This is a genomic window from Enterobacter wuhouensis (assembly GCF_004331265.1).
Classification (GTDB): Bacteria; Pseudomonadota; Gammaproteobacteria; order Enterobacterales; family Enterobacteriaceae; genus Enterobacter; species Enterobacter wuhouensis.
Genome location: NZ_SJOO01000015.1, coordinates 13,727 through 34,412, shown reverse-complemented (window position 1 = coordinate 34,412; position 20,686 = coordinate 13,727). Strand labels below are relative to the sequence as shown.

General features: G+C 50.5%; 19 protein-coding genes and 1 other RNA gene. 10 read left to right on the top strand and 10 right to left on the bottom strand.

What is annotated here, in order from left to right; all coding sequences use genetic code 11:
- Nucleotides 1-54: 54 nt before the first annotated feature.
- The 5 genes from E0L20_RS21660 to smpB all read right to left on the bottom strand — a co-directional run bounded on the left by E0L20_RS21660 (nt 55) and on the right by smpB (nt 8,158).
- Entirely contained in the window at nt 55-5,163 is a 5,109-nt protein-coding gene (locus E0L20_RS21660) for an AAA family ATPase (protein WP_131635746.1), read from the bottom strand.
- 130 nt (nt 5,164-5,293) lie between these two features.
- The gene (locus E0L20_RS21655; protein ID WP_004136919.1) at nt 5,294-5,638 is read right to left on the bottom strand and encodes a hypothetical protein; all 345 of its coding nucleotides are present in this window, start codon (nt 5,636-5,638) and stop codon (nt 5,294-5,296) included.
- 139 nt (nt 5,639-5,777) lie between these two features.
- Nucleotides 5,778-7,019 (bottom strand): integrase, encoded by a 1,242-nt coding sequence (locus E0L20_RS21650; protein ID WP_131635745.1) that lies wholly within the window; start codon nt 7,017-7,019, stop codon nt 5,778-5,780.
- Between the two features lie 204 nt (nt 7,020-7,223).
- Nucleotides 7,224-7,586: a transfer-messenger RNA gene (gene ssrA, locus E0L20_RS21645) on the bottom strand.
- Nucleotides 7,587-7,675: 89 nt separating this feature from the next.
- Nucleotides 7,676-8,158: an SsrA-binding protein SmpB gene (gene smpB, locus E0L20_RS21640; RefSeq protein WP_006178063.1), complete on the bottom strand. Its 483-nt coding sequence runs from the start codon at nt 8,156-8,158 to the stop codon at nt 7,676-7,678.
- A 156-nt stretch (nt 8,159-8,314) separates the two neighbouring features.
- Between smpB and E0L20_RS21635 the strand changes: the two genes are divergently transcribed.
- Both E0L20_RS21635 and E0L20_RS21630 read left to right on the top strand, forming a co-directional pair.
- Nucleotides 8,315-8,752, top strand: coding sequence for a type II toxin-antitoxin system RatA family toxin (locus E0L20_RS21635; protein ID WP_207389464.1), 438 nt, complete (start codon nt 8,315-8,317; stop codon nt 8,750-8,752).
- The gene (locus E0L20_RS21630; protein WP_131635743.1) at nt 8,742-9,029 is read left to right on the top strand and encodes an RnfH family protein; all 288 of its coding nucleotides are present in this window, start codon (nt 8,742-8,744) and stop codon (nt 9,027-9,029) included. The genes E0L20_RS21635 and E0L20_RS21630 overlap by 11 nt, the downstream gene beginning before the upstream one ends.
- Nucleotides 9,030-9,133: 104 nt before the next feature.
- On the opposite strand, the gene bamE is transcribed toward E0L20_RS21630, so the two are convergent.
- The 3 genes from bamE to nadK all read right to left on the bottom strand — a co-directional run bounded on the left by bamE (nt 9,134) and on the right by nadK (nt 12,236).
- Nucleotides 9,134-9,472 carry an outer membrane protein assembly factor BamE gene (bamE, locus tag E0L20_RS21625; protein WP_014884883.1) on the bottom strand — a complete coding sequence of 113 codons (339 nt, stop codon included), beginning with the start codon at nt 9,470-9,472 and terminating at the stop codon, nt 9,134-9,136.
- 138 nt (nt 9,473-9,610) lie between these two features.
- A complete protein-coding gene (recN, locus tag E0L20_RS21615) occupies nt 9,611-11,272 on the bottom strand; it encodes a DNA repair protein RecN (RefSeq protein ID WP_131635741.1) in 1,662 nt (553 codons plus the stop codon).
- Nucleotides 11,273-11,357: 85 nt separating this feature from the next.
- Nucleotides 11,358-12,236: an NAD(+) kinase gene (gene nadK / locus E0L20_RS21610; protein WP_126544799.1), complete on the bottom strand. Its 879-nt coding sequence runs from the start codon at nt 12,234-12,236 to the stop codon at nt 11,358-11,360.
- Nucleotides 12,237-12,358: 122 nt separating this feature from the next.
- On the opposite strand from nadK, the gene grpE reads away from it, so the two are divergent.
- The gene (grpE, locus tag E0L20_RS21605; protein ID WP_165500742.1) at nt 12,359-12,952 is read left to right on the top strand and encodes a nucleotide exchange factor GrpE; all 594 of its coding nucleotides are present in this window, start codon (nt 12,359-12,361) and stop codon (nt 12,950-12,952) included.
- Nucleotides 12,953-13,004: 52 nt separating this feature from the next.
- Here the strand turns inward: grpE and E0L20_RS21600 are convergent, their stop codons facing one another.
- Nucleotides 13,005-14,291: an HlyC/CorC family transporter gene (locus E0L20_RS21600; RefSeq protein ID WP_131635739.1), complete on the bottom strand. Its 1,287-nt coding sequence runs from the start codon at nt 14,289-14,291 to the stop codon at nt 13,005-13,007.
- A gap of 18 nt (nt 14,292-14,309) precedes the next feature.
- Nucleotides 14,310-15,101: a cytochrome C assembly family protein gene (locus E0L20_RS21595; protein WP_131635738.1), complete on the bottom strand. Its 792-nt coding sequence runs from the start codon at nt 15,099-15,101 to the stop codon at nt 14,310-14,312.
- Between the two features lie 166 nt (nt 15,102-15,267).
- On the opposite strand from E0L20_RS21595, the gene ffh reads away from it, so the two are divergent.
- The 7 genes from ffh (at nt 15,268) to E0L20_RS21560 (ending at nt 20,686) form a co-directional block, all read left to right on the top strand.
- Entirely contained in the window at nt 15,268-16,629 is a 1,362-nt protein-coding gene (gene ffh, locus E0L20_RS21590; protein ID WP_131635737.1) for a signal recognition particle protein, read from the top strand.
- 116 nt (nt 16,630-16,745) lie between these two features.
- Nucleotides 16,746-16,994: a 30S ribosomal protein S16 gene (gene rpsP, locus E0L20_RS21585; RefSeq protein WP_003863133.1), complete on the top strand. Its 249-nt coding sequence runs from the start codon at nt 16,746-16,748 to the stop codon at nt 16,992-16,994.
- 15 nt (nt 16,995-17,009) lie between these two features.
- Nucleotides 17,010-17,549, top strand: coding sequence for a ribosome maturation factor RimM (rimM, locus tag E0L20_RS21580; RefSeq protein ID WP_021241995.1), 540 nt, complete (start codon nt 17,010-17,012; stop codon nt 17,547-17,549).
- Nucleotides 17,550-17,580: 31 nt separating this feature from the next.
- A complete protein-coding gene (gene trmD, locus E0L20_RS21575; protein WP_125914974.1) occupies nt 17,581-18,348 on the top strand; it encodes a tRNA (guanosine(37)-N1)-methyltransferase TrmD in 768 nt (255 codons plus the stop codon).
- Between the two features lie 43 nt (nt 18,349-18,391).
- On the top strand, nt 18,392-18,739 hold the full coding sequence (gene rplS / locus E0L20_RS21570; RefSeq protein ID WP_006178051.1) for a 50S ribosomal protein L19: 348 nt from the start codon (nt 18,392-18,394) through the stop codon (nt 18,737-18,739).
- 132 nt (nt 18,740-18,871) lie between these two features.
- Nucleotides 18,872-19,276, top strand: coding sequence for a DUF2946 domain-containing protein (locus E0L20_RS21565; protein WP_131635736.1), 405 nt, complete (start codon nt 18,872-18,874; stop codon nt 19,274-19,276).
- A gap of 39 nt (nt 19,277-19,315) precedes the next feature.
- Nucleotides 19,316-20,686, top strand: coding sequence for a PepSY-associated TM helix domain-containing protein (locus E0L20_RS21560; protein WP_131635735.1), 1,371 nt, complete (start codon nt 19,316-19,318; stop codon nt 20,684-20,686).

Sequence of the window (20,686 nt, the reverse complement as noted above, 5' to 3'; positions counted from 1 at the left end):
TAGATAGCCCCCTTTTGGGGGCTCTGAGGTATTTGTTAAATCCGTGGAAGTGCCCTATAAACGGATATCTCGAAACGACTCATTTAATTGTAACAAAGAGCTCCGTCTATCCCCCATATCTACAAGGACATCAAGAATCCTCAAGAGTTTCTGTGACAAATCGACTGACATTGGCGTATTTCGATGCGCAAAATACTCAACTAACGCAGCAATACGTTCTAGAAGTAGAGTGCTGTGCCATCCTTGGAGGGAATCTGGGCCCTGATTTAAAACCGATATGATTTGATCGGCAAACATATCCGCGGGATAAGTTACTTTTGCACGTTCACAAAGTGTTAAAAATCTTTCCATGATTGGAATCAACCCACCAACTGCCCTAATAAAGTGATCAATAACTGGTAAGATTAGTGGAAGTTCGGACCAATCACCATTCGCATAACGAGCTGATTTCTCTGCCTTCTCAACAGAAACAAACATCAAGGCGTCAATTAGCCCCTGATACTGAAAATTATTCAGCTTACCTTTGAGGAAAGAATTTGAGTCAAACTCCGGAAGCTTAAGGAATCGGTCTAAACAGATATTAAGTATGATAACTGTGTCAGATGGTATTGTTAGTGCGTCGTATACATAGTGACAGACATAACCATTTACTAACGGATACAAAAGTTCCAGACAATGACTATCTTCAATTTCTAAAATAGGTATGAGAAAACGTGTATTAAAAGAGCTAAATGGAATTAAGCCAGCAACCAAGCTAAGTGTTGTACCTAGCGATTGTGACCATTCAAAGGTGTCATGTCGCGAATAATTCCCACCTTTGGATTGTTCACCGTTAACCTCATACTCTTGAACGGTCCAGTTTAATGCACTTTGAAGAAAAATTAAAAAATCTTCTTTTCTATCACTTGCCATAATGCTTTCAACAGGAACAAGACTTAATGCTTTTGCAGCATCTGCAGCAAGCCAGATAATGTCAGAGGCATTCTTTTCTTCGTCACTCTCGGTTGGATTATCTTTGTTATGATTCTGAATGTTTAAATTATTACGTTTTACCCAAGGCGCTGGAATTAGTGGGAGTTTCGGCCACTCGCTACCCCCTTCATAGAATTCAAGGAGTGCATTTATTTCAATCTCAGCCTCAGGCGACGGCAAGTTTATATCTCCTTTCTTACGGGTGTCTTGTAATGAATGAATAGATGCGCAATTGCGAGAAAATGCCAAAACCAGTGCCACCCATGTGAGTTTTGGTGCTGTGCTCCATAAATCGCAGGCTTCTTTGAGTGCTGCTAATGTAACGGCTTTAAGTGGATGAGTTATCAGAATTAATAAGCTGCGAGCGATTTCATATTGATGAGCATTTTCACGGAGTTCGGCTGCAAGTCCTTGCGCAGCAAATATCGCTGGGTGGTCTATGGTAATGGCGTCGGGGGTCCAGAACGTATCTTTTATTTCTTTTCGTTTTAGCACGCGCATTAAAATATCTCGCGCCCAATGAATATTCGAAGGTGTAGTTTCTTGACGAAAAGTTAATATAACGGCCGCAATTGCTGAAAGTGCACCTCGATAAATAGCTAAGTGAGTTTCTTCTGATTCATCTGCAGAATAGATCATAACATCAGAGGTGTCGATTTGTCTTCCAACAGCAATAGCCTCTGGTATTGAGAATGTGTCTAGCAATGCTTTTTTTTCAAGGCATTTCAAACACCATGATAAAAGTCGAGTTGCGTTAATAAACTTCGAAGCAGTTTCTCTTTTGGCAAGACTTTCCGGGGTGGATGAAAAAGAACTGGTATGAGAAACCGCTATCAGGTCTGGCCTATTCTCAACTTCATGAAAATTGTAGTTATTCCAGTCTACCAATTCAGCATACTTTAAGGCTTCAGTCCTCAATCTAGAAATACACTCAGGCCGATCACGCAACTCTTCGTACTCAAAAGGTAGATTATCAGTAAAACTGAGAATGTTCTTTTTAAGAATATCGCTATATTCATCACCCTTAATGAAATGTGATGAAATAAGGCTTGTCAAAGTTTGTTGCCGTTCTGGTTGTATAGATGCGGTAGATGTAGTCCCAATAAGTGAGGGATCGGTCTGACCGTCGGAAGAAAACATGCCCGAACAAGAAATTAAGTCTTGGTGCATTCGCTGCTGATCAGCACTTAGCACTCGTTGTGATGTTAGCAGCGGCAATGTAGCAGGGGAAACTGTCTTAGTATGTAGTGTTAGCATTGCGGCGACGCCCAGGATAGCAATGTTATCATGGCCGATAACAACTTGTTCAAGCAGGTCATCGAGTGGGCGAGCACGCATTAGTTCTTCATAACACCACTGTTCGAGTGCCATTAAAGCACAGCCAATTACATGAGAAGCTCGGGCTGCTCTGAACCACTGGAACTCACGAGCGTTTCCCCAGAATTTCTGATGACCCCAACAAAATGTAAGCTCAAGCGGGATAGGCGTACCTTGTGTATCTCGGGAGCATGTATGCATTTGTCTCCATGCCATTGTCGCATGATTGCAAAGCTCTCTGACTAGAGCTAACGCCTCATTAGGTGAGTGCTGGAACAATGACTGGAAAGGCTCCCTTCGCGGTGTAGGTGGATAGAAATTACGAAAACCATCATCCAAACACAATCTATCCCAATCATAATGGGAAACACCGACAGTTGTGAATAAGCTGAAATTATTGAGATATGCCTGTTCTTGTGAGGTCCTTTCGGACTCTGGCTTGGCCTGAATGGTAATCCGCCTCTCCCTGTCCCGCTTGTTGTCTGCTGCTTCTCGTGCAAGTTGTTCTTCGGGTAATTCTTCTTTTAAACAGGCCAATGTAATATTAACAATTTCGCTAGGGTGCGATTGTGCCAATATCGGGCAAAGAGTTAATACGTCGTCAAAAACATCTCGGCGTAGCGTATTCGACCGACCTGAGTTGAGTAGATAGGTTGAGACTATCTCCGGTTCAGCCTTTGACGAGAGAAAAATTAGTCGTCTCAAAGATTTCCTGAATTTTTCAAGTTCAGGTATTTCATGCCAATCAAAGGAATTTGCATTCCAATTATCACGGTAATTAATATTATCAATATCATTTAACCATATATTACATTGAAGTAAGAGTTTATGGGTGATGGGATTAGCGGTACAAAAGAACACGTTCTGCCAAACCTCAAATACAGCGAGAATATCTGGATAGAGTCTCTTTGGGACAATAGATATGTGAGCAAGAATGAATTCAATAAAACGCCGCCATAAAAGATAATCGGAGGGCCAGCTTACTAGGTAGGCATATTGCTGTTGAGTTTCAGAGGGAAAGGCGAAAGTATTGATGGACTCGTTCGGCGTAATTTTAGTCGCCTGGAACCAAACTAAAGCTTTTTTGAAAAGCTGACAACCATCAGCAAAAATGGCTCGAGTGTATGGATCTTGCTGCTTGGCAAAGTCAGGCAAACCTAAAGGTCCTAACAGCCATGCTCGTAACCATTGTGTTCTCAACCCGGAAGACTGAGTTAGGGCTAACCAGGCAGCCCAGTTTTCCCCATAGTTGTACTCCCATTGAGCGGCCAACTCTATCGTGCGAGCTAAAGCAGGAGGCTCACCACAGGACCGAATCTCATCAACCCATCGCTCCTCACACTCAGCAATGACATGGAGAAAAGCCCATTCGAAGAAGATATCATGCGTAAAACGTACAGAGATACCGTCACGCACAGAGTCAAGAAGGCCATCAGACTTCATTGCGTCAATATGCATCATTGTAGAAAGCTGATTCATTTTGATCGGTTTGTTTAAGGCATGAGCTTGGAGCTTTGCCAACTCAATGAGTTGGCGCTGACGCTCTACAGCAAACTGACCTGTCTCATTGTATCCACCTCGTTGCCACCATTGGGCAATCAAGTCGACTTCTGAACGAGGCTGAAAAGTTGACTGGGGATCAATGGTGTAATTCTGATGGAGTACTTTCGCAAAGAAGGGACGCCTAACAATATCTTCAAGCTGTGTTGAACTAAAAAGCAATGATCTAAGCAGAGGATTAGCAGCTGCAAGTGTTTCAGCTTCCTCGTTACTTAGATTGTTGAGGGATACGGTTCCTAATGTCATTCCATTAACTGTATCCCCAAGCCAGTGCTGGAGTGCATCAACGCTCGTATCACGTAGAGATGCTACAATACGCCAATTTGCAAGCTCTGGTGACTGTATGATAGTACGAATGATATCTAGAATAATAGGCTGTTGCTCTTTTTCCGTTCTATCAATGGCATCAATGAATATAACGGGAGTACCAACTTTCTCTATTTGGGAGAGCAACTGGAATAGCGGCTGTGCTGACAACCCCTGCGTACTGGCATAACTGAACCAGCTTTTTCCTTCAAGCTGCTCAGCCCTGAGAAAAAGTACGGGACCTTTATCAAGAGCCTGCTGAGCCAGTTGTTTTAGTAGTACAGACTTCCCACTGCCAGGTAAACCGCGGACTTGAATGAATTGGACTGATTTGATGAGGTTATTTATATCCTGCAGAAATGCCGTACGTTCTATTTGTATACCACCTATATCGCACTGAATGCTTTCTGCGTTATTTTGTGCAATTCTGACAATCTGCCGTATGTCGTCAGGTATCAGGTGATTAAGATTTTCGCGCAGACTGCTCAGAAACTCCAACTGCTTGTCCCCATAAGCCTGAACAATAGCAGCAGTACCTTTATCTTTAATGGAACCCAATACACTGGCTTCGAGTACGGCAAGTGCTGTAGTGATTATCGAAATAGCGTACTGCTTACTCTCAAAAGATTCTTCAATGTAGCTTGAAACGAGTATATTAAGGCTTTCTTGTGAGTATTCATTACCAGTAAGCTTATCCCTGATAAGTTGTTTAAGAAGGTATTGCGTCTCTTGCTGAGTTAACCACTTTTGTATATGAGGACGTTTAAATGATTCTGGCTGAACAGCCGCTTTACCTAGGGCATTCATAGCAGTTGACCACCAAGGTTTCGAGTCATCCACAACCCCCAGCCGTCCCAAGGCTTCATTTAGAAATTTATCCAATTGAAGTTCGATGGCTTCATCCGGCTTATTTCCCGCCGTATGCTCAGCGTAAATTTGCTTTGCTTTAGGCATAACGATACGCCCAATAGGACCTAGGCATTTTAATAAAAAAGTAGATAAACTCATATTGTCTTGCCATTCAAGCTGTAAGATAAACGTAAACTTATTATATCCAGATAATTTGCCACTGCCACTGCCACTGCCACTGCCACTGCCACTGCCACTGCCACTGCCACTGCCAGTGACTTGTTCTCCTTTACAGACATACCCAGTTTAAAAATATCCACTTCACTGGTAAAACCTTCGGTTGCAGCTGCTCTACATCTGCAGGCGCATTGTGGGGCACAACTTGAGAAGATTGTATGGACGCCGAATAAGGATGACGTTTTGATGGGCTGGAAGCCGACATGGCGACCACGTTGCGGTCGCTAAGTATAGTTAGAGATTGCTCGATTTTATACGTTAGCGTCCGCGCCCTGGCAGTGTTGCGAAAGGTCAGCTCGCTCAACAGCTGTTCAAGTTCACTAACATTGTTGCGGGACTGTTCGAAGATTGCTTCCAGACTGAAGATTGATTTTTGCGCATGCTGCCGTGTCTTCATTTATTTCTGCGGCTCCATATCCCTTCAGTTACGAGCATATTATGCTAATTAGCTTGATTTCTAAAACTATTAACTTCGGCTTGAAATATAAAGTCTCATTCGGCCCACTATTAAAGTGGGAACCGTCATTAATTATCCGTCACCCTGCTAAACGCACTCCTTTCATACCTCCCTCAATCATACTTCCGCGATCAGCAGCCATAACAAAATCAGCCCACCACTGCATCATTGGACGACGTTGCTCCAGATAATCAGTGCGGTTGTATGCTCGACGTACTTCATTCTTATCTACATGGGCCAATGCAGCCTCAATAACATCAGGTGGAAAGTTTTGTTCATTAAGGGCCGTACTGGCAATAGATCGCAGACCGTGTGAGACGAGCACTCCGCCAAAACCTGCACGTTTTAGTGAGGCGTTTACAGTCTGACTGTTCATTGGCTGGTTGGGCTTGATACGGCTGGGAAAGATAAATTCTCGGTTGCCGCTTACTGGTTTCATCATTTCCAGAACAGCCATGGCTTCATCTGATAAAGGAACAGTATGGTCACGGTTCATTTTCATCCGTGACGCAGGGATTTTCCATTCTCGCGCTTCCATGTCTACTTCTTCCCAACGGGCTTCAGCCGCTTCGGCAGGGCGGGAAATAGTAAGAAGTTGCCACATGAACAGGCAGCGTGTGGAAAGGCTAATGCTGGCTGTTCGCATTGTCTGCATCAATTGAGGTAGCTGATCCGGTCGAATGCTGGGCATGTTCTTTTTCTGAGGCTTCTCGAAGGCTTTACCTATATTAACGCTGGGAACAGCATCAATCAGCCCTGTGTTTTGGGCATAGATCATGACCTCATTAATGCGCTGGCACAGGCGACGAACGGTTTCCAGTGCTCCTCTGGCCTGAACCGGTTGGACGGCCTGAACCAGTGTGTGAGCTTTAATATCTGTAACGCTAACGTCGCCAATCGCAGGAAAGACATCTCTTTCAAGAGAGCGCCAGATATCTTCCGCATAGTCCTCTGTCACACTAGCTTTCTTCACATTCCACCAACGTTCAGCTACGAGCTGGAAAGTATTGGTTTTGGCTTCCAGCGAACTGCGAAGTTGTTCTTGCTGATGTTCCTGTGGATCGATTTGTTTCGCCAGGAGAGAGCGAGACTCTGCTCTGTAGTTTCTGGCATCGGCAAGGGTAACTGACGGGTAGGGACCAATACTCTTCTTCGCTCGTTTCTTAGTGACAGGGCGAATGTAGCGAAACTGCCAGATTTTACTTCCGCTGGTTTTGATGAGTAGCTCAAGGCCATCGCCATCATAGAGAACGTAGTCCGCTTTTTTGGGTTTAGCAGATTCGATTTCCTTAACGGATAGAGGTTTGGTTTGTCTTGCCATTGCCGGGTTTCCATAGTTTTAGGCACCTCAAAAACAATATAGCTTTATGAGGTGCCTAACAAGGTGCCTAAAAGGTTCGGATTTAATTAGTTGGCATCAGACTTCGCGGGACAAATTCAAGGCACAAAAAAGCCCGCAGGGCTTGCGCCGTGCGGGCTCTTAGGACTTCATCGGATGACTCTGGTAATCACCGATGGAGAATTTTGGTGGAGCTGGCGGGAGTTGAACCCGCGTCCGAAATTTCTACATCCTCGGTACTACATGCTTAGTTTGTCTTTACATTCGCACGCCAGCTGCGGACAGACACGCCACTAACGAACTAGCCTGATTAGTTTTAGCACTTCAACCCCAGGCAGGGCATCCGCGCGATCTCTTTTGGGTTTGACCTCTCTTGATCCCCGTCTTAAGAGCGGAAGCTAGGGAGAGAGGGCTCTTAGCAGGTTATTAAGCTGCTAAAGCGTAGTTTTCGTCGTTTGCGACTATTTTTTTGCGGCTTTTTACGAGGCAAACCGCCCCTCGGCATGCACCTTGGGTTTCGCAAATCCCGTCGAATCCAGAATCAGCCCCAATAGTGTTGAACTGAGTATACCAGATTTTTCTTCCTGGATACCAGCCCGGAACGCTAACTTATTGAATTGTACAATACGTGTACAGAATCAACGTCCAGCGTTTTTCATAATACGTGCTTTATCGAGCTGCCATTCGCGTTCTTTCAGATCGGTACGTTTATCGTGCTGCTTCTTACCTTTGGCGACGCCGATTTTCACCTTGCACCAGGCATTTTTCCAGTACATAGAGAGCGCAACCACGGTGAAGCCTTCGCGGTTGATGCGTCCGTATAGAGATTCAAGCTCACGCTTGTTCAACAATAGCTTACGGGTGCGCGTGGGATCGCACACGTAGTGTGAAGAGGCGACGGTCAGCGGCGTAAAGTTTGCGCCGAACAGGAAGGCTTCGCCGTCTTTCAGGATCACGTAGCTATCGCCAATATTGGCCTTCCCGGCGCGCAGCGATTTTACTTCCCAGCCCTGCAACGCAAGGCCAGCTTCGAATTCTTCTTCGATGAAATACTCGTGGCGAGCACGCTTGTTTTGCGCAATGGTCGCCGAGCCTGGTTTATGTGCTTTTTTCTTCGTCATAAGTGTCGTAAAGCCGTCGGTAATCTGATTTCAAAAAGTCACCTCATTGCGTCCCGTGAGGTCTAACGCGCTATATTAGCACGAGATGGGCCTTAGCGTTTTTTTAACAGGTGATAAATGTTATTATTTGTTGGTTGTGTGACCATGGAAAATGCTATGCCTCAGATTAGCCGTACTGCGCTTGTCCCTTACAGCGCGGAACAAATGTATCAGTTAGTGAACGATGTTCAGTCTTATCCGCAGTTTATACCGGGATGCACCGGTAGCCGGGTGCTGGAATCTGGCCCGACGCAGATGACCGCGGCAGTGGATGTCTCCAAAGCGGGGATCAGCAAGACGTTCACCACCCGTAATACGCTGACCGATAATCAGAGTATTTTGATGCATCTGGTGGATGGGCCATTTAAAACCCTGATGGGCGGCTGGAAGTTTACGCCGCTGAGCGCGGACGCCTGCCGTATTGAATTCCATCTGGACTTCGAGTTTACCAATAAGCTGATTGAGCTGGCGTTTGGTCGCATCTTTAAAGAGCTGGCATCAAACATGGTTCAGGCGTTCACCACCCGCGCCAAAGAGGTTTACAGTGTCGCATAAGATTGCTGTCGAAGTGGTGTATGCCCTGCCGGAGAAACAATATTTGCAGCGCGTTATGCTGGATGAAGGGGCTACCGTTGAGACGGCTATTCATGCTTCTGGCCTGCTTGAGCTTCGCAGCGATATCGATCTGGCAAAAAATAAAGTTGGGATTTATAGCCGTCCGGTGAAGCTGGCGGATGTGCTGAGGGATGGCGATCGGGTTGAGATTTATCGTCCGCTGATTGCTGATCCGAAAGAGCTGCGTCGCCAGCGTGCGGAGAAATCGGCTAAGTAGCGCTTTCTTTTACCTCACCCTGACCCTCTCCCCAAAGAGGCGAGGAATCAACGGAAAACAAAAAAGGTGCTCAATGAGCACCTTTTTGCGTTTCTGACAGTGGATTACTTAGTCAGGGCAGGCTTGTTGTCGATGTTGGTCAACACACCGGCGCTGCTGAAGGTCAATGTCAGGGTTTGCTGGGTCACGTCTTCGTGGCCTGGCTGCTGACGGAATACATAGAACCAGGTGTTTGTACCGAACGGATCGGACATCATCGGGGTTCCCAGTGCATAAGCGACCTGCTGTTGTGTCATCCCCACGCGGATTTTGGACACATCGTTAGGGGTAAGGTAGTTCCCCTGGTTGATGTCAGGACGGTAAACCACTTTCTCCAGAGTGGAACAGCCTGCGGTCAACATCAGAAGAACCGCTGCGGCAGCGGTCAGCATTTTACAACGCATAGTGATTTGATTCCTTTTCGGGCCCGAGCAGAACGCGGCTCATATGTAATATGCCGATGATAATAGACCTTGCCCCACTTTGAAACCGGTCTGGCGGCGTTTTTGTTGTTCTGTATGACCCTGAGATCCCGAAAAAGTTTATGCCGCCAGCAGTTCTTTCGCGTTCGCGAGCGTGTTGCGGGTGACTTCACTACCGCCGAGCAGGCGCGCCAGCTCCTGCAGCCGTGCACGTTTATCAAGCGGTTTCATGTGCGTTTCGGTCATTTCGCCATCGGTTTCCTTGCTGACGATAAAGTGATGATGGCCACAGCCCGCGACCTGAGGCAGGTGGGTGACACACATCACCTGAGTCGATTCGCCAAGCTGGCGTAACAGTTTACCGACTACCGCAGCCGTCGGGCCGCTGATCCCCACGTCCACTTCATCGAAAATTAGCGCCGGGGTTTCCATTTTACGCGCGGTAATCACCTGAATCGCCAGGGCGATACGCGATAGCTCGCCGCCAGAAGCGACCTTAGAGATAGCCTGCAAAGGCTGGCCTGGGTTAGTCGTGACGCGGAATTCGATGCGATCTGCGCCTTCAGCCGTCAGGTGGTTCTCTTCGAAGCGGACATCAATAGTGAACACGCCGTGCGGCATCGCCAGCGCGTGCATGCTGTCGGTGATGTGCTGGCTTAACTCCTGCGCATAGTGCTGGCGGATGTCATGCAGCTGTTTCGCCGTCGCCAGCGCCTGCTGATGATGCAGATTAACCGCCAGGGATAAGGTTTCAAGTGAGTCAGCCTGATCGTCCAACTGCTGTTGTTCGTCAAGCAGTGACTGATAGAAAAGTGGCAGCTCTTCCGGCGTGACGTGGTGCTTACGCGCCAGCGAAATCTGACGAGAGATGCGCTGCTCAAGTTCGAACAGACGATTCGGGTCGAGTTCCAGGCGTTCACAGTAATGTCGCAGCTCATCCCCGGCTTCGGAAATTTGAATGGCCGCTTCTTCCAGCATATCCAGCACGCCGGACAGCTTGCTGTCCATACCGGCCAGTTCAGTCATCAGCTGGCGCACGTTATAAAGCTGGCTTTGAAGGTTGACGTCTTCGCCATCGGCCAGCATGTTCAGCGCATTCTGGCTGGTTGAAAGCAGGTGACCGCTGTTTGCAAGACGCTTGTACTCTTCGTCGATCTGCTCAAACTCACCCGCCTGTGGGGCAAATTCGTTTAGCTCTTTCAACTGGTATTCAAGCAGCTCGGCGCGTGCGGCACGCTCCTGGCTTTGCTGCTGATGCTGCGCGAGTTCGCGGCAGCTCTGGTGCCACTGGCGATAGTGGTCCGCCATCAGCTGAGTAAGTGCGTACTCACCGGCATAGCCATCAAGCAGGGCTTTCTGTTGTTCCGGTTTGATAAGCTGCTGATGTGCATGCTGGCCGTGGATTTGGATAAGCAACTGACCAAGCTCGCGAAGCTGCGAAAGGGGGACCGCCGTGCCGTTGATAAAGCCACGGGAGCGTCCGTCGCTGTTGATCACGCGGCGAAGTAAACACTCACGCCCGTCTTCCAGCTGGTTCTCTTCCAGCCAGCGCAGCGCCGCAGGGGTATCTTTCAGGGAGAAGCGGGCGCAGAGATCGGCTCGGGTTGCACCCCGGCGAACCATGTCACCCTCTGCACGGCCACCGAGGCACAAGCCGAGGGCATCAATGGCAATGGATTTACCTGCACCGGTTTCGCCGGTAATCGCCGTCATCCCGCTCTGGAAATCGATTTCAAGCTCGCGAACGATGGCAAAGTTGCTGATGGTCAGTTGTGCCAGCATAATTGTTTTCCTGTATGAAAAACCATAACTGTGTTTTCATACAGTATAAACTGGTTTTTTATACAGTAAAGCGCTGGATGCGAAATCAGAACAATTTTTTTGACCAGCCGAGCTTAGAGCTTAATGTGTTGAAATAGCTGTAATCTTTCGGATGGATAAGATTCAGATGGTAATCGCAGCGGCGAATCAGCACATCTTCACCTTCCTGTATGGGCAGCGCGATTTGGCTGTCGCAGCTGATCTCAAGGTCATTACGGCGGTGCGAGAATCGCAGACGTATCGTGCTGTCGCCGTTGATCACCAGCGGGCGGGCGGAGAGCGTATGCGGGAACATCGGCACCAGGGTGATGGCATCCAGGGATGGGGTCAGGATCGGACCGCCGGCAGAGAGCGAGTAGGCGGTAGAGCCGGTCGGTGTCGAGATGATCAGCCCGTCAGAGCGCTGCGAAAAGGCAAAGATTTCGTCGATATACACTTCGAACTCAATCATGTGCGCCACTTTACCGGGGTGAAGAACCACCTCGTTAATGGCGGTGCTGATGCGCTTCTGGCAGTCCTGCTGGCACACCTGCGCTTCCAGCAGAAAGCGTTTTTCACTGATATAGTGGCCTTCCAGCACGTCGGCCAGCTGCTGTTGGGCGTTATCCGGATCGAGGTCGGTCAGAAAACCGAGGTTACCGCGGTTGATGCCGATAACCTTGATGTCATAGCGAGCCAGGGTTCTGGCTGCACCCAGCATATTGCCGTCGCCGCCGACCACTACGGCGAGGTCCGCCTGCTGGCCAATCTCTGCCAGCGTACCGGTTTTGACGCTCTTAAGCTGCAGCTCCTGAGCGATTTGCTGCTCAACCATCACTTCATAGCCTTTGCCACACAGCCAGCGATACAACATTTCATGTGTCGTCAATGCGGTAGGGTGGCGCGGATGCCCGACGATCCCAATACACCTGAAATGATTATTCATTTTCTGGAGGTCCTTGTGCCTGATGAATGATGACAATCTGTCTTGTTCCCTTGAATCCCGGAAACTGATCCCCATAATAAGCGAAGTTAGCGAGATGAATGCAGAAAAACGCGGAGAAATTCATGAGTAGTAAAGAACAGAAAACGCCTGAGGGGCAAGCCCCTGAAGAAATTATCACGGAACAGCACGACGACGTTGAAGCCGTTGAGTCAGATGCGTCTGCTGAGCAGGTGGACCCGCGCGATGAAAAGATTGCCAATCTGGAAGCCCAGCTGGTAGAAGCGCAGAATCGCGAGCGCGATGGCGTACTGCGTATCAAAGCGGAGATGGAAAACCTGCGTCGTCGCACCGAGCTGGACGTTGAAAAAGCGCATAAGTTTGCGCTGGAGAAGTTTGTCAACGAACTGCTGCCGGTGATTGACAGCCTGGATCGCGCCCTGGAAGTCGCTGATAAAGCCAATCCGGACAACGCGGCGATGATCGAAGGTATCGAACTGACGCTGAAATCCATGCTGGACGTGGTGCGTAAGTTCGGCGTGGAAGTGATTGCCGATACCAACGTGCCGCTGGATCCAAACGTTCACCAGGCGATTGCGATGGTGGAATCTGAAGAGATCGAAGCCGGTAAGGTGCTGGGCGTGATGCAGAAAGGTTACACCCTGAATGGCCGTACCATTCGCGCCGCAATGGTGACCGTGGCGAAAGCGAAGGCATAATTCGCCGCCCTGTAGTGCCGGGTGGCGGCTTCGCCTTACCCGGCCTACAACATCATTCAGCGATACTTTCGCGTAACGGTTTAACGGGCAGGACCTTCACCTGCTTAATCATATTGTCCTGCACGTCCAGGATATCAATATCGTACTGCTCAATGCGCACGCGGGTTCCCGCTGCCGGGATCTCTTCCAGCGCTTCAAGAATCATGCCGTTTATCGTTCGGGCTTCATCTTCCGGCAAGTGCCAGTTGAACGCTTTATTGAGTTCACGTATGTTCGCGCTGCCGTCAATCAGCACCGAACCATCGTTTTGCGGCGTCACTTCTTCTGCGAGGGAAGGGGACATTGACGTCGTGAAGTCACCGACAATCTCTTCCAGAATATCTTCGACCGTTACCAGCCCCTGAATATCGCCGTACTCATCGACCACCAGACCGACTTTCTTTTTATTGCGCTGGAACTTCACCAGCTGCGTGCTGAGGGGAGTACCTTCCGGCACGTAGTAAATCTCGTCAGCGGCGCGGAGCATTACCTCTTTGGTGAACTCGTTTTTCTCGGTCATCAGGCGATAGGCTTCACGCACGCGCAGCATGCTGATGGTGTCATCCAGCGAGTCGCGGTAGAGCACAATGCGCCCATGCGGCGAGTGCGTGAGCTGGCGGACGATGGCCTTCCAGTCGTCGTTGATATCAATCCCGACGATTTCGTTTCGCGGCACCATGATGTCGTCGACGCTGACCTTTTCCAGATCCAGAACCGACAGGAGCATGTCCTGATTACGACGTGAGATTTGCGAGCGGGATTCATTCACGATGGTGCGCAGCTCGTCTTTGCTGAGCGCGCTGCTGATGGTGACGTCAGCCTTGATGCCGACCATGCGCATCAGCAGGCGGGTGACCATGTTCAGCAGCCAGACCAGCGGCATCATCAGGATCAGCAGGGGAGCCAGCAGGAAGCTGCTCGGATAGGCAACCTTCTCAGGATAAAGCGCTGCGATGGTTTTCGGCAGCACTTCGGCAAACACCAGTACCACAAACGTCAGAACCCCGGTGGCAATGGCGACGCCGGCGTTACCGTAGAGGCGCATACCGACGATGGTCCCCAGCGCTGAGGCCAGGATGTTCACGAGGTTGTTTCCGATAAGCACCAGGCTTATCAGGCGGTCAGGCTTGCGCAGCAGCTTTTCAACGCGACGGGCAGCGCGGTTACCCTGCTTAGCGCGATGACGCAACCGGTAGCGGTTTAGCGTCATCATGCCGGTTTCCGAGCCGGAGAAATAGGCGGAGATGACCACCATGACGATCAGCGTAACGATCAGCGTGGTGGTAGAGATGTGTTCCAGGGGGAACTCCTTTGTTACTTAGCCAGCAAATTGCTGTATGACGCGGCTGCCAAAATAGGCAAGGGTGAGAATGCCAGCCCCCGCAACGTTAAACCAGACTACGCGGCGACCCCGCCAGCCTTCGTGATAATGGCCCCATAACAGGACAATATAGACAAACCACGCGATGATGGAGAGGACCGCTTTATCGATATTCTCTACGCTGAACAGGTTTTTCATATAAAACAGCCCGGTGCAGAGCGTCAGCGTCAGCAGAACTACGCCGACCTGGGTGATGTGAAACATCTTGCGTTCAATGACCATCAGCGGCGGCATTTCGTGGTTGAAGGCCAGCTTTTTGTTCTTCAGCTGGTAGTCAATCCAGGCGAGCTGCATCGCGTAGAGTGCGGCAATGATCAGCGTCGCATAGGCAAACAGCGACAGGCCAATGTGCACCAGCATTCCCGGCGTCGCCTCCAGATGCGTGATGAATTCATTGGGCATGAACGTGGCTAATGCCAGATTGATCAGCGCAAACGTATAGACAATCGGCAGCAGCAGCCAGCCGCGGTTTTTAGACGCGACGATGGTCATCACCGTACAGATCATCAGGCTGACCAGCGAGCCTACGTTCAGAACGCTCAGGTTTTGCACGCTGCCGTCGCCGGGAATAATGCGTGATTCGAGCGCAAACGCATGGCTTATGAGTGCGATCACCGCCGAAAGAATTGCCATGCGCCGCCAGCCGCTGTTTTTTTGCAGCAGTCCAGGAACGATCAGCGCGAGGCTGACAGAGTAGGCAACAAGGGCGATCAGTGCGAAAACAGGCATATGGGCGTCGACAGTCGTCTTAATAAGAAAGAGAAGCAGTATAACGTTACGTGACGCGTGCTCCAACCGTTGCATAACAACAAAGGCGCCTTCATGTTATACTCCGGCAAAATTCTGTGTATGTGTCGCTTATGCGACCCAACGTTTCTACCCCAGGCGAGAGACAATGTTTGATAATTTAACCGATCGTTTGTCGCGCACGCTGCGCAACATCAGCGGCCGCGGACGCCTTACCGAAGAAAATGTTAAAGAGACGCTGCGCGAAGTCCGCATGGCGCTGCTCGAAGCCGACGTGGCGCTGCCGGTCGTGCGTGATTTTATCAGCCGCGTTAAAGAGAAAGCGGTTGGTCACGAAGTGAACAAAAGCCTGACTCCAGGTCAGGAGTTCGTCAAAATCGTCCGTAACGAACTGGTTGCGGCGATGGGCGAAGAGAACCAGGTGCTTAACCTGGCGGCTCAACCTCCGGCCGTTGTGCTGATGGCGGGCCTGCAGGGTGCGGGTAAAACCACCAGCGTCGGTAAGCTGGGTAAATTCCTGCGCGAGAAGCACAAGAAAAAAGTGCTGGTGGTGTCTGCCGACGTCTATCGCCCGGCGGCGATTAAGCAACTGGAAACCCTGGCAGAGCAGGTTGGCGTGGATTTCTTCCCGTCTGACGTGGCGCAGAAGCCTGTCGACATCGTTAACGCGGCGCTGAAAGAGGCGAAGCTGAAGTTCTACGACGTGCTGCTGGTGGATACCGCCGGTCGTCTGCATGTTGACGAAGCGATGATGGACGAAATCAAGCAGGTGCATGCTTCTATCAATCCGGTAGAAACCCTGTTTGTGGTTGACGCCATGACCGGTCAGGATGCGGCGAATACCGCGAAAGCCTTTAACGAAGCGCTGCCGTTAACCGGCGTGGTGCTGACTAAAGTTGACGGCGACGCCCGCGGCGGTGCGGCGCTTTCCATTCGTCATATCACAGGTAAGCCGATTAAATTCCTCGGCGTGGGTGAGAAGACCGAAGCGCTGGAGCCGTTCCACCCGGACCGTATTGCTTCCCGTATTCTCGGCATGGGCGACGTGCTGTCGCTCATCGAAGATATCGAGAGCAAGGTTGACCGTGCGCAGGCCGAGAAACTCGCCAGCAAGCTGAAAAAAGGCGACGGTTTTGACCTGACCGACTTCCTTGAGCAGCTGCGACAGATGAAAAACATGGGCGGCATGGCAAGCCTGATGGGCAAACTGCCGGGCATGGGCCAGATCCCTGACAACGTCAAATCCCAGATGGATGACAAGGTGCTGGTGCGTATGGAGGCGATCATCAACTCGATGACGCTGAAAGAACGTGCGAAGCCAGAAATCATCAAGGGTTCCCGTAAACGCCGTATTGCGGCCGGCTGCGGCATGCAGGTGCAGGACGTAAACCGCCTTCTGAAACAGTTCGACGACATGCAGCGCATGATGAAGAAAATGAAGAAAGGCGGCATGGCGAAGATGATGCGCGGCATGAAAGGCATGATGCCACCCGGTTTTCCTGGCCGTTAATCGCTTTTGAGATTGCTTTTTGCCCGAAAATGAGTAAAATTTTCGGGCTTTTAATATGACACCCGGGTTCCGTTCCTCGATGGGGCCTGGGTGTTTTATTCACACAAGAGGATGTTATGGTTACTATTCGTTTAGCTCGTCACGGCGCTAAAAAGCGTCCGTTCTACCAGGTTGTTGTAACTGACAGCCGTAATGCACGCAACGGTCGCTTCATCGAGCGCGTTGGTTTCTTCAACCCACTGGCCGCTGGCGCAGAAGAAGAAACTCGTCTGGATCTGGATCGTATCGCTCACTGGGTTGGCCAGGGCGCTACTGTTTCCGATCGCGTTGCTACGCTGATCAAAGCAGCAAACAAAGCAGCTTAATCTGTCACGGTGGTCATGATGAGCAACAAAGCACCTGTTGAACCGATCGTATTGGGAAAAATGGGTTCTTGCTACGGTATCCGTGGTTGGCTCAGAGTGTTTTCCTCCACTGAAGACGCTGATAGCATTTTTAATTACCAGCCCTGGTTTATCCAGAAAGGCGGTAAGTGGGAAGAGGTCGAGCTGGAAAGCTGGCGTCACCACAATCAGGACATCATCATCAAGCTGAAAGGCGTTGACGATCGTGATGCTGCGAATGCGCTGACTAATTGTGAAATTGTCGTGGATTCGTCGCAGTTGCCACAGCTGGAAGAGGGCGACTACTACTGGAAAGACCTTATGGGTTGCCAGGTGGTCACTACCGAAGGCTACAGCCTGGGAAAAGTCATCGATATGATGGAAACCGGGTCAAATGACGTTCTCGTCATCAAGGCAAACCTGAAAGATGCATTTGGCATCAAGGAGCGGTTGGTTCCGTTCCTCGATGGACAGGTTATCAAGAAAGTCGATCTCACTACTCAAACCATTGAAGTAGATTGGGATCCTGGTTTTTAAATTCTCCGGATAAACGGTAAAAGACGGCGCTATGTGGATTGGCATAATTAGCCTGTTTCCTGAAATGTTCCGCGCGATTACCGATTACGGGGTAACTGGCCGGGCAGTAAAGAATGGCCTGCTGAACATCCAGAGCTGGAGTCCTCGTGACTTCACTCATGACCGGCACCGTACCGTGGACGATCGTCCTTACGGCGGCGGACCGGGGATGTTAATGATGGTGCAACCCTTACGGGACGCCATTCACACAGCAAAAGCCGCGGCAGGTGAAGGCGCGAAGGTGATTTATCTGTCACCTCAGGGACGCAAGCTTGATCAAGCGGGCGTGAGCGAACTGGCGACGAATCAAAAGCTGATTCTGGTCTGTGGTCGCTACGAAGGGATAGATGAGCGCGTAATTCAAACCGAGATTGACGAAGAATGGTCTATCGGCGATTACGTTCTCAGCGGTGGTGAGTTACCGGCAATGACGCTGATTGACTCTGTTGCCCGGTTTATTCCGGGTGTACTGGGCCATGAAGCCTCGGCAACGGAAGATTCGTTTGCCGATGGATTGCTGGACTGTCCACACTATACTCGTCCTGAAGTGTTAGAAGGTATGGACGTCCCGGCAGTGTTACTGTCTGGAAACCATGCCGAGATACGTCGCTGGCGTTTGAAGCAGTCGCTGGGCCGAACCTGGCTTAGAAGACCTGAACTTCTGGAAAACCTGGCTCTGACTGAAGAGCAAGCAAAGTTGCTGGCCGAGTTCAAAACTGAACACGCGCACCAGCAGCATGAACATGATGGGAATGCGTAATACGCGCCCGAATATCAGTTTACCCAGGATAAGAGATTAAATTATGAGCAACATCATTAAACAAATTGAACAAGAGCAGATGAAGCAGGACGTACCTTCCTTCCGTCCAGGTGACACCGTGGAAGTGAAAGTATGGGTTGTTGAAGGTTCCAAAAAACGTCTGCAGGCATTCGAGGGCGTGGTTATCGCTATTCGTAACCGCGGTCTGCACTCTGCATTCACTGTTCGTAAAATTTCCAACGGCGAAGGCGTTGAGCGTGTCTTCCAGACTCACTCTCCGGTAGTTGACAGCATTGCTGTTAAACGTCGTGGTGCTGTACGTAAAGCTAAACTGTACTACCTGCGTGAGCGTACTGGTAAGTCTGCTCGTATTAAAGAGCGTCTGAACTAAGATTCGCTTAAGCGACATCCTGTTAGAAAGGGCTGGCCGAAAGGCTGGCCCTTTTTTTATCCCATCGCACCTCTCGCGTTAACCCTTTCGACATAAATCATTTACAATGCTCGCCTCTTCCCTGGAGGGTAAGTGAATAACGTACTGCATCGGCATAACTGGAAACGCGCAGCGGCACTGGCCGCGCTGTTTGCGATCCTGCTGATCGTGGTTGCGCCGCTTATCTCCGTCTCGCTGCAAAAAGATCCCATGAGCGCGATGCCGGGTATGCATCATGACATGAGCATGATGTCGATGGATGACCATCATGGCGATATGCCGCATTCCGTGCCCGTCGACCATGCGGAAGCGTGTGGCTACTGCGTGCTGATGGCGCATGTGCCGGGCGTGATGCTGGCGTTGATTGTCCTGCTCAGCGCGGTGCTGCAGAGGCTTCGCGTTAAGCCGCCGCGCCAGGCGGTCAGCCACTGGCACTTTTTCCCCTGGCTTTACCCTGATACCCGCGCGCCGCCGCGGCAGTCTGCTTTTTCCCTTTAAAAAATAAATTGATAACTTACTGCCTTAAAAAGGAAAAGTATGACTACCTGCACTCCGCGCGCGGCATGGGGAAACCTGCTGCGTCGCCTCCATTTCTACGTTGGGCTGTTTGTCGGCCCGTTTATCTTCTTTGCCGCGCTAACCGGTACGCTGTATGTGGCGACGCCGCAGCTTGAGAATGCGGTTTATCGTCATGCGCTTCACGCTGATGCCGCGGGTAAGCTGCAGCCGCTGGCGGAACAAATTGCCGTAGCGGAGAAAACCGTTGGGACAAAGCTGCGTTTGCACGCCGTTCGGCCTGGTCTGGTGAATGGTGAAACTACCCGCGTGATGTTTGCAGACCCGGCGCTTGGGCCATCTGAACATCGTGCCATTTTTATCGATCCTGTAAGCCTTGAGGTGCGCGGAGATATGACGGTATATGGCACCAGCGGGATTTTGCCGCTGCGCCAGAAGATCGATTATTTGCATAATTCATTAATGATGGGCGATTTTGGACGACTCTATAGCGAGCTGGCCGCGTCCTGGATGTGGGTGTCCGCCCTGGGAGGTATCGCCCTGTGGTTCTACACCCGACCAAAGCGCCGGATGAACAATCGCTTTCAGAATCGCCGCCGTCTGCACGTCATCCTGGGCTGGAGCCTGCTGGGCGGGATGCTGTTATTTTCCGCAACCGGGCTGACGTGGTCCCAGTGGGCAGGAGGAAACGTTGATAAGCTGCGAGCCGGGATGAACTGGCTGACGCCGCAGGTTAATACGATGCTCTCCGGTGCGCCAATGGTCATGGACGAACACGCTGAACATCGCGGCCACCACGGCGGGAGGGTAATGCCGGAGATGACGATGGCGCTTTCGCAGTTTGACGCGGTATTGCATGCCGCCCGTAATGCGGGGATCAATGCTAATAAGCTTGAGATCCGTCCGGCAAGAATGGCCGATCGGGCCTGGACGGTGACGGAAATCGATCGTAGCTGGCCCACGCAGGTGGATGCCGTTGCGGTTGATCCCCGAACGATGCAGATTCTGGACAGAACCTGCTTTGATGACTTCCCGTTAATGGCAAAACTCACCCGCTGGGGCGTAGATTTCCATATGGGGATCTTGTTTGGTCTGGTCAATCAGCTTTTGCTTATCGCGTTCGGTATTGCGTTGTGCGTGCTGATTATCTGGGGATACCGGATGTGGTGGATGCGTCGTCCTGCACTATCTGCGTCTAACCCTGTCCAGACGCTTTGTCAAAGCTGGCTGGCTCTACCGCGTTGGGGGAGGGCCGTGACGTTGGCGGCAGGCGTACTGCTGGGGCTGGCATTGCCGGTGATGGGCGTCAGTCTGGCGATATTCATCATCGTTGACTGGCTGAGATGGCGAGCGGCCTCTGGGGTGTCGCTCACCGAATCGTCCGCTAAATAA